The organism is Enterobacter sp. T1-1 (assembly GCF_000710795.1).
Classification (GTDB): domain Bacteria; phylum Pseudomonadota; class Gammaproteobacteria; order Enterobacterales; family Enterobacteriaceae; genus Enterobacter; species Enterobacter cloacae.
The window spans coordinates 156,482-165,452 of the sequence record NZ_JALW01000028.1 but is presented as its reverse complement, the minus strand read 5'-3'; the positions used below and the strand labels follow the sequence as shown (position 1 = coordinate 165,452).

Annotated in this window: 7 protein-coding genes; 5 read left to right on the top strand and 2 right to left on the bottom strand. The window is 56.0% G+C overall.

The window, feature by feature from the left end; all coding sequences use genetic code 11:
* The 4 genes from AK59_RS1000000125240 to AK59_RS0111765 all read left to right on the top strand — a co-directional run.
* Positions 1–281: hypothetical protein (locus AK59_RS1000000125240; RefSeq protein WP_231501495.1), on the top strand; the 281-nt coding region annotated here is incomplete at its 5' end.
* 22 nt (positions 282–303) lie between these two features.
* Complete coding sequence (gene tynA / locus AK59_RS0111775; RefSeq protein ID WP_029882839.1) at positions 304–2,580, top strand: primary-amine oxidase; 2,277 nt, start codon at positions 304–306, stop codon at positions 2,578–2,580.
* A 166-nt stretch (positions 2,581–2,746) separates the two neighbouring features.
* On the top strand, positions 2,747–4,720 hold the full coding sequence (locus AK59_RS0111770; protein ID WP_029882838.1) for an alkyl/aryl-sulfatase: 1,974 nt from the start codon (positions 2,747–2,749) through the stop codon (positions 4,718–4,720).
* A gap of 73 nt (positions 4,721–4,793) precedes the next feature.
* Entirely contained in the window at positions 4,794–5,900 is a 1,107-nt protein-coding gene (locus AK59_RS0111765) for a GGDEF domain-containing protein (protein ID WP_029882837.1), read from the top strand.
* A gap of 99 nt (positions 5,901–5,999) precedes the next feature.
* Here AK59_RS0111765 and AK59_RS0111760 read toward each other — a convergent pair whose 3' ends face one another.
* Positions 6,000–7,499: an aldehyde dehydrogenase family protein gene (locus AK59_RS0111760; RefSeq protein ID WP_029882836.1), complete on the bottom strand. Its 1,500-nt coding sequence runs from the start codon at positions 7,497–7,499 to the stop codon at positions 6,000–6,002.
* A gap of 241 nt (positions 7,500–7,740) precedes the next feature.
* On the opposite strand from AK59_RS0111760, the gene feaR reads away from it, so the two are divergent.
* Complete coding sequence (gene feaR / locus AK59_RS0111755; protein WP_029882835.1) at positions 7,741–8,649, top strand: transcriptional regulator FeaR; 909 nt, start codon at positions 7,741–7,743, stop codon at positions 8,647–8,649.
* On the opposite strand, the gene AK59_RS0111750 is transcribed toward feaR, so the two are convergent.
* Positions 8,650–8,967 (bottom strand): YdbL family protein, encoded by a 318-nt coding sequence (locus AK59_RS0111750; protein ID WP_028028066.1) that lies wholly within the window; start codon positions 8,965–8,967, stop codon positions 8,650–8,652.
* Positions 8,968–8,971 lie beyond the last annotated feature (4 nt).

The following is an 8,971-nucleotide window of genomic DNA, read 5'->3' as shown; positions in this document are numbered from 1 at the left end:
GCCGTATGTTCCCCCTCACCCCAACCCTCTCCCTCAAGGGAGAGGGGGTCCTCCGTGCAGGCATTATTTTATGGGGATCCCCCAACCCGATGGGAGAGGGAATTGTTCACTGCGCGTATCAATTTGTGGAGCCTCATCAGTGCGCCTGGATAGATGAAAAGGCTCGGCATGTGATTTATTCCCGGTCTTTTTTTAACCTGGCAAGACTGACAAATAACCTGGCAGATGCAGGCAAACGCTTTTTTCACGCGCCTGTCAGGATAAGACTCACAACACAATAAACACAACAAGATGAGGTCTACGATGAGAAGCAATTCTTCATTTTCTGCCCGTAGAACGGCACTGGCTCTGGCCGTTGCGCTCTGCTGTGCCTGGCAATCTCCCGTTTTCGCTCACGGCAGTGAAGCGCATATGGTCCCAATGGACAAAACGCTGGCAGATTTTGGCGCAGAGGTACAATGGGATGATTACGCACAGATGTTCACCATTGCGAAAGACGGTGCGTTCGTAAAGGTTAAGCCAGGCGCTAACACCGCCATCGTTAACGGCAAACCCCTTGCGCTGTCGGTACCGGTGGTGATGAAAGACAATAAAGCCTTTATCTCGGACACCTTTATCAACGACGTCTTCCAGTCCGGCCTCGACCAGACATTCCAGGTTGAGAAACGCCCCCATCCGCTAAATGCGTTAACGGCGGATGAGATTAAGCAAGCCGTGGCGATCGTCAAAGCCTCAAAGGATTTTAAACCGAACACCCGCTTCACCCAGATTGCCCTGGCCGAGCCCGAGAAAGCCAAAGTGTGGGACTTTGTGCTGAACGGCACGGCGCTGGAGGCCCCGCGTCAGGCGAATATAACCATGCTGGATGGCAAACACGTCATCGAAAGTCGTGTGGATCTGAAGGATAAGAAAATCCTGCGCTGGGAGGCCGTGAAGGACGCGCACGGCATGGTGCTGCTGGATGATTTCACCACCGTGCAGCAAATTATCAACGAGAGCCCGGAATTTGCTGAGGTGCTGAAAAAACGCGGCATCAGCGATACGAAGAACGTGATCACGACCCCGCTGACCGTCGGCTATTTTGACGGCAAAGACGGCCTGAAGCAGGAAGACCGTCTGCTGAAGGTGGTGAGCTATCTGGATGTGGGCGACGGTAACTACTGGGCACACCCGATTGAGAATCTGGTGGCGGTGGTTGATCTCGAACAGAAGAAGATCCAGAAAATTGAAGAAGGCGCGGTTGTTCCGGTGCCCATGACTCCGCGTCCATATGATGGCCGTGACCGCATCGAAACACCGAAAAAACCGCTTGAGATCATCGAACCGGAAGGCAAGAACTACACCATTACCGGCGACATGGTGCACTGGCAGAACTGGGATTTCCACCTGAGCCTGGACTCCCGCGTTGGGCCGATGATCTCGACCGTCACGTACAACGACAACGGTAAGAAACGCCAGGTCATGTATCAGGGCTCCCTGGGCGGGATGATCGTCCCTTACGGCGATCCGGATGTGGGCTGGTACTTTAAAGCCTATCTCGATTCGGGCGACTACGGCATGGGCACCCTGACCTCCCCGCTGGTGCGCGGCAAAGATGCGCCGTCCAACGCCGTGATGCTCAATGAAACCATCCCGGATTACACCGGTACGCCGATGGAGATCCCACGTGCCATCGCCATTTTCGAGCGCTACGCCGGGCCTGAATATAAGCACCAGGAGATGGGCAAACCAAACGTCAGCACCGAACGCCGCGAGCTGGTGGTGCGCTGGGTAAGCACCGTTGGCAACTACGATTACATCTTCGACTGGGTATTCCACGAAAACGGCACCATCGGCATTGATGCCGGAGCCACCGGGATTGAAGCCGTGAAAGGCGTGCAGGCCAAAACGATGCATGACGCCAGCGCCAAAGACGACACCCGATACGGCACCTTAATCGATCACAACATCGTCGGTACCACCCACCAGCACATCTATAACTTCCGTCTCGATATGGATGTGGATGGCATCAACAACAAACTGGTGGCGATGGATCCGCAGGTGAAACCGAACACGGCTGGCGGCCCGCGTACCAGTACCATGCAGGTCAATCAGTACGATATCGATACCGAACAGCAGGCGGCGCAGAAATTCGATCCGGGTACCATTCGCCTGCTGAGCAACACCCGCAAAGAGAACCGTATGGGGAACCCGGTCTCGTACCAGATCATCCCTTACGCGGGCGGCACGCACCCGGTAGCCACGGGCGCGAAGTTTGCACCGGACGAGTGGATCTACCATCGCCTGAGCTTTATGGATAAACAGCTGTGGGTGACGCGTTACCATCCTGACGAAATGTACCCGGAAGGGAAATTCCCGAACCGCTCCACGCACGATACGGGGCTGGGTCAGTACAGCAAAGACAATGAGTCACTCACTAATCAGGACGATGTGGTCTGGATGACCACCGGAACCACGCACGTTGCCCGCGCGGAAGAGTGGCCCATCATGCCAACGGAATGGGTGCATACATTGCTTAAGCCGTGGAACTTCTTTGACGAAACGCCAACGCTTGGCAGAAAAAAAGACGAACAGAAATAATCACCGACCGGGCGTAATGCCCGGTTTTTTATTCATTTATTTGCCGAATCTCTCAGCCTGATTATAGTTATTTAACCACTCATTCTAATGACATCTTTTCAAACATTTTCAGCCAGGACACGACGTTTAATCACCGTAACGTAGTACTTTCTCTGAGAGGTTTTAGATGAAATTGAATTTGATTGTCAGAAGTCTTGCTCTGGCTGGGCTTCTCGTTTCCGTCAGTCCCTCTTATTCCGCCGAAGCCCCAAAGGACGCGACCGCGGCGACGCAACAGGCGAATAATGCCCTTTTCAACCAACTCCCTTTCTCCGATAACACCGACTTCACCAATGCACATAAAGGGTTTATTGCCCCACTGCCGCAGGAGATTATCAAAGGGGAGCAAGGGAATGTTATCTGGGATCCGCAACAGTACGCCTTTATTAAAGAGGGTGATAAAGCACCGGATTCCGTTAATCCCAGTTTATGGCGTCAATCTCAGCTGATTAATATCAGTGGTCTGTTCGAAGTGACCGACGGGGTATATCAGATCCGCAACCTCGATCTGTCGAATATGACGATTATCGAAGGTAAAGAAGGAATTACCGTGGTCGATCCGCTGGTATCAGCAGAAACCGCAAAAGTCGGCATGGATCTGTATTACAAAAACCGGGGTAAAAAGCCGGTGGTCGCCATCATTTATACCCACAGCCATGTGGATCATTACGGCGGCGTTCGCGGCGTGGTGGATGAAGCTGACGTGAAATCCGGGAAAGTGAAAGTCTATGCCCCGTCCGGGTTTATGGAAGCCGCGGTGGCTGAAAATATCATGGCGGGCAACGTCATGAGCCGTCGCGCCAGTTACATGTATGGCAACCTGCTGAAACCCGATGCCAAAGGACAGGTGGGTGCAGGGCTGGGTACCACGACCTCTGCCGGTACCGTTACCCTGATCGCACCGACCAACATCATTGAGAAAGATGGCCAGAAAGAGGTTATCGACGGGCTGACCTATGATTTTATGCTGGCACCGGGCTCAGAAGCGCCTTCAGAGATGCTCTGGTATATCGAAGAGAAAAAGGTCATTGAATCTGCCGAGGATGTCACTCACACGCTGCATAATACCTATTCGCTGCGCGGCGCAAAAATCCGTGAGCCGCTGCCCTGGTCGAAGTATATCAATCAGGCAATTGTCCGCTGGGGTGACAAAGCAGAGATCATCATGGCACAGCACCACTGGCCAACCTGGGGCAACGATAATGTGGTCAAGCTGCTGAAGAGCCAGCGCGATCTTTACCGTTACATTAACGATCAGACGCTGCGCATGGCGAACGAAGGTCTGACGCGCGATGAAATTGCCGCGAATTTCACCCTCCCTGACTCGCTGGCCCATACCTGGGCTAACCGGGGCTACTATGGTTCAGTCAGTCACGACGTAAAAGCCACCTATGTCCTTTATCTGGGCTGGTTTGACGGCAACCCGGCAACGCTTGATGAGCTTCCTCCTGTTGATGCCGCGAAGAAATTCGTGGAGTACATGGGGGGCGCTGACGCCATTCTGAGTAAAGCTAAAACCGACTACGACCAGGGCAACTACCGCTGGGTGGCACAGGTGGTCAGTAAAGTGGTCTTTGCCGATCCGAACAACCAGGCCGCGCGTAACCTGGAAGCGGATGCGCTGGAGCAGCTCGGCTACCAGGCTGAATCCGGGCCGTGGCGTAACTTCTACCTCACCGGTGCGCAGGAGCTGCGTAACGGCGTCGTGAAAGGCCCAACGCCAAACACGGCAAGCCCTGATACCGTTCGGGCGATGACGCCGGAAATGTTCTTCGACTATCTGGCTGTGCATATTAATGGTCAAAAAGCCGGGGACGCAAAATCGGTATTTAATATCGATCTGGGCAGCGATGGCGGTAAATATAAGCTTGAGCTGGAAAACGGCGTGTTGAATCACACGGCCAATGCCGAAGCGAAAGACGCCGATGCGACGCTCACGCTGAACCGGGACACGCTTAACAAGATCATCCTCAAGGAGATCACGCTGAAACAGGCGCAGGACAGTGGCGATGTCAAAATCAGCGGTGACAGTGCCAAACTTGATGCCATGCTTGGCTACATGGATAAGTTTGATTTCTGGTTTAATATTGTGACGCCGTAACGTCGCGGATTTACGGGCGGTTTATCCGCCCGCTTTTATTTCTCTTTCTCCCTGGACGGGGTAAACATCATAAATGGAAAAAAGAAAAAACCTCCCCCCCGAACGAGCCACCTGGCCTACACGTCAGGCCATGGTGCATCACGGGCTGGCGATGAACCTGCCCTGGCTGGCCTTTGTAAACGTCAGCTTTGCCCTGATGATCCTGCTGCGCCACATCCTGCTGGAAAACAGCGCGGTGCTGTACCCCGGTTCACAACACCTGACCCGGATTGTCGATGCCTCAATGCTGGGCATTATTATACTGTCCGCTGCATTAATTCTGATGGCCTGGCGCCGTATCGCCGGGATAAGCGTAGTGCTGTTTGTCTGCAGTGCCTTCTGGTCGATGTGCAGTTACTGGTTCATTACCGCCCTGCACCTTCCCCACGTCTGGCCGCTGTGCGTGATTTTATTGCTCTCCGGTTTGACGGCGCTCTATTTTTACCCGGAGGGATTACTCTCGTTTGTGCTCCCGCTCTGGCTCACCTTGCCGGTCGCCAGCTGGGTGCTGAATGATGGCCTTAATCTTCGCTTTGTCACCATCTGGAGCGTATTCACGCTGATTATGCTTTGCGGGCGGTTTATCCTGTTAAGCTGGTTTGACGAGGCCTGGCGGCGGAATCAGCAAAACCAGCTGTTAATCTCCAGGCTCGATGCGCTGGCGCACCAGGATCCCCTCACCAAAACCGCCAATCGCCGGATGATGGAAGTGGTGCTGGAGAATGCCGTTGAGCAGAATAAAGCCTTCTCGCTGATCATGCTGGATATCGATTATTTCAAGCTTTATAACGATACCTATGGACATCAGGCCGGTGACGACTGTCTGACACGCGTGGCGCAGGTGCTAAAGCAGGCCGTGCGCACCCCGGACGATGTGGTGTCACGCTACGGCGGAGAAGAATTTGTGGTGATCCTGTTTAATTGCCCGGAGAACGTTGCACAGCAGGTTGCCCGCCGCATTCAGGACGGCCTACGCGCGGCGGCGATACCGCACGGTGCGTCCAAAGTGAGTGAGCATGTGACTGTCAGCATGGGGATTGCTGGAATTGCACCGGGCCTGGCGGGCCCGGAACTGATCGCCCGCGCCGATGCGGCGCTGTACCGCGCGAAAGAGGCCGGGCGGGATCGGTGGTCGTTGTAAAACTAGCCCGCCAGGGCCTGATGCCCTCACCCTGACCCTCTCCCACGGGAGAGGGAACAAACACTAAAAAGGCAACCTCCCGGTTGCCTTTTGCTTTTATTAATAGCGCACGCACACCGATTTGGTTTCACACCAGCCGTCCAGCCAGTCCGGGCCGAAGTCGCGTCCGGTGCCGGACTGCTTCATGCCGCCGAACGGCAGGTTGGCGTCAATCAGCGTATGGCTGTTCACCCAGACGGTGCCCGCCTGCAATCTGTCGGTATACTCCAGCGCCTTACTGATATTCTGCGTCCAGACGCTGGCGGTCAGGCCATATTCGGTATCGTTGGCAAGGGTTAGCGCCTCTTCGCCATCGGCTACGCGTACCAGGTTGACCACCGGGCCGAATACCTCTTCGCGGGTCAGCCGGAGTCCCGGATCCGGGTTGACCACCAGCGTCGGCGAGATGTAATACCCTTTGCCGTCCGGGCCACGGTTACCGGTGATCAGCTCCGCATTGCGCGATTTCGCTTCATCCAGGAAGGTTTGCACCTTGTCGCAGTGAGCGCGGGACACCAGCGGGTTGATAAACGCCTCCGGCGACATGCCCGGCCCCACGCTCAGGGATTTCACCGCCTGCTCAAACCCGCTGACCAGCGTGTCAAAAAGCGGCGCTTCTATATAGATACGCGAGCTCGCGGCGCAGACCTGGCCCTGATTAAGGAAGCTGCCGGTCATCAGCCCCTCAATCACCCACGCCGGGTCGGCGTCTTTCAGCACGATAGCCGGGTTTTTGCCGCCCAGCTCCAGCGTCACGCCGGTCAGCGTCTCCGCCGCCGCGCGGGCAATCTGTTTCCCCGTCGCCGTGGAGCCGGTGAAGCTCACTTTGGCAATATGCGGATGCGAGGTCAGCGCGGCACCGCACACCGCGCCGCTTCCGGTCACCACGTTAAACACACCGTCAGGGATACCGGCTTCGCTCGCCAGTTCCGCCACCCGCAGCATGGTCAACGGCGTGGTTTCTGACGGCTTAATGACGATAGAGCAACCCGCTGCCAGCGCAGGCATCACCTTCCACATGCCGATCATCAGCGGGAAGTTCCACGGCACAATCCCGGCCACCACGCCCACCGGCTCTTTACGCGTCCACGCCTGATAGCGTGCGCCTTGCGGCAAGGGAATGGAGAGATCGAGCGTTTTGCCGGTTATTTTGGTGGTCAGCCCGGCGGTATAGCGCATCCAGTTCAGGGTGCAACCCACTTCAAAGAGACGGGAAATATTGATGGATTTCCCCTGCTCCAGCGTTTCAAGCTGGGCCAGCTCCTCGCTGTGCTGCTCCACCAGGTCGGCAAAGCGCAGCAGGATGCGCTCACGCTCTGCCGGTAATTTCCCGGCCCAGGTGCGGGCGACAAAGGCTCGCCAGCCGGACATCACCGCGCGGTCGACATCATCGACGCTGGCATCTGCCGTAGAGGCGATAACCTCCCCGGTGGCCGGGTTATAAATATTCAACCGTTTTTCACTCTCCGACGCGGCCTGCCGCCCCTCAATCCACAGCCCGTGATGTCGGTCCAGAAACTGCTGTACGCCTGGCTGGATGGCGACCTGTGATTCAGACATAGGGTACTCCTTCGTTATTATTCGCAGGGTGTTACTGCAGTCTAAGAGGCCTTTCGCATTCCCGCTTTTGTCTGTGTGACATTCGCTTTGCCACCTGTGACAGGTGCCGCAATTCGTGATAATTCCGCCTTATAACGCTGTTACCGGTGAGTGTTCTTTCCTATAGTCAGCCTCATGACTCTGACAAAACGCAACACAAATGCAACAATGCGAATACATTGATGGCGCAGCGAGATAAACGATGGCATGTGTAAGCGAACAGGAACGGTATCAGCAGTGGCTGGCGCAAATTAACCATGTCTGCGGGCGCTTTAACGCGCGTCCTTTAGAGGGGGAATTCTTCGGCGAGCTGGAAACCAGCTACGCCCGAAGCCTGAAGTTAAGCACCGTCACCGCAGGCGGGGTTAATTTGTTCCGCTCCCGTCAGGAGATCGCTCAGAGCAATGATGCCTGGTTTTATACCGTGTTCCAGCTTGAAGGCAGCGCGCAGATTGAGCAGGACGATCGCCGCGCGGTGCTGAACGCCGGCGACATTACGCTTCTTGATGCCGCGCGTCCCTGCTCCATCAACTGGCAGCAAAAATCCCGTCAGATTTCCCTGCTGGTTCCCCGTCAGATTATTGAGCAACAGTGTCGTTTTCAGGAGGTAAGCTGCGCCCTCGCGCTCTCCCGCTCGTTGCCAACCGTACAGCTAAGCCATCGCCTGCTGCTGGAGAGTATGGGAAATGCCAACCTGAGTGACCGGGAGAGCGAAGCCGCGCTGGAAGCGATGATCTGCCTGCTCCGCCCGGCGTTTCAGCAGCGCGATGCGGTGCAGCCGCGTAAGGAGCGCCAGTTCAGGAACGTTCTGTCGCTGATTGATGACCACATTCAGTCGGAATCCCTGCGTCCGGAATGGATTGCCGCAGAGAGCGGCATGTCGGTGCGCAGCCTGTACCGCATGTTTGCCGATAAGGGGCTGGTGGTAGCGCAGTACATCAAAAATCGTCGGCTGGATCTGTGTGCGCAGGTGTTGCGCTCCGCCAGCGACGAGGAAAAGCTGGCGGGAATTGGCTATAGCTGGGGGTTTGCCGACCATAGCCATTTTTCAACGGCGTTTAAGCAGCGTTTTGGCGTCTCACCGGGCGAGTACCGCAAGCGCTTTCGCTGATTACTTCTTCAGCCATTTTCCGTTAATGCCCTTCACGTATTCTCCCGGCTGCGCGCGGGCCACCAGCTTTTGCCCGGCCATCTTCGCCACTTCATCAACCGGCAGGTTATTGCTGTCCGCCAGCTTCTGGTAGCTTTCCGTACGCGCCGCGTTGATGCGGCTCACCAGCGCCAGCGTTTCGGGGTCTTGTTTCACCGGGGCAAGATACCCACTCAGGGTTTCCCCGACCCGCCCCTGCGCCCGGGCCTCGTTTAAGGTCAGGGTTGCCGCCTGCACGTTCATGCCCAGCGCCAGTAACATCAGAGCTAATCGTTTCATGGCG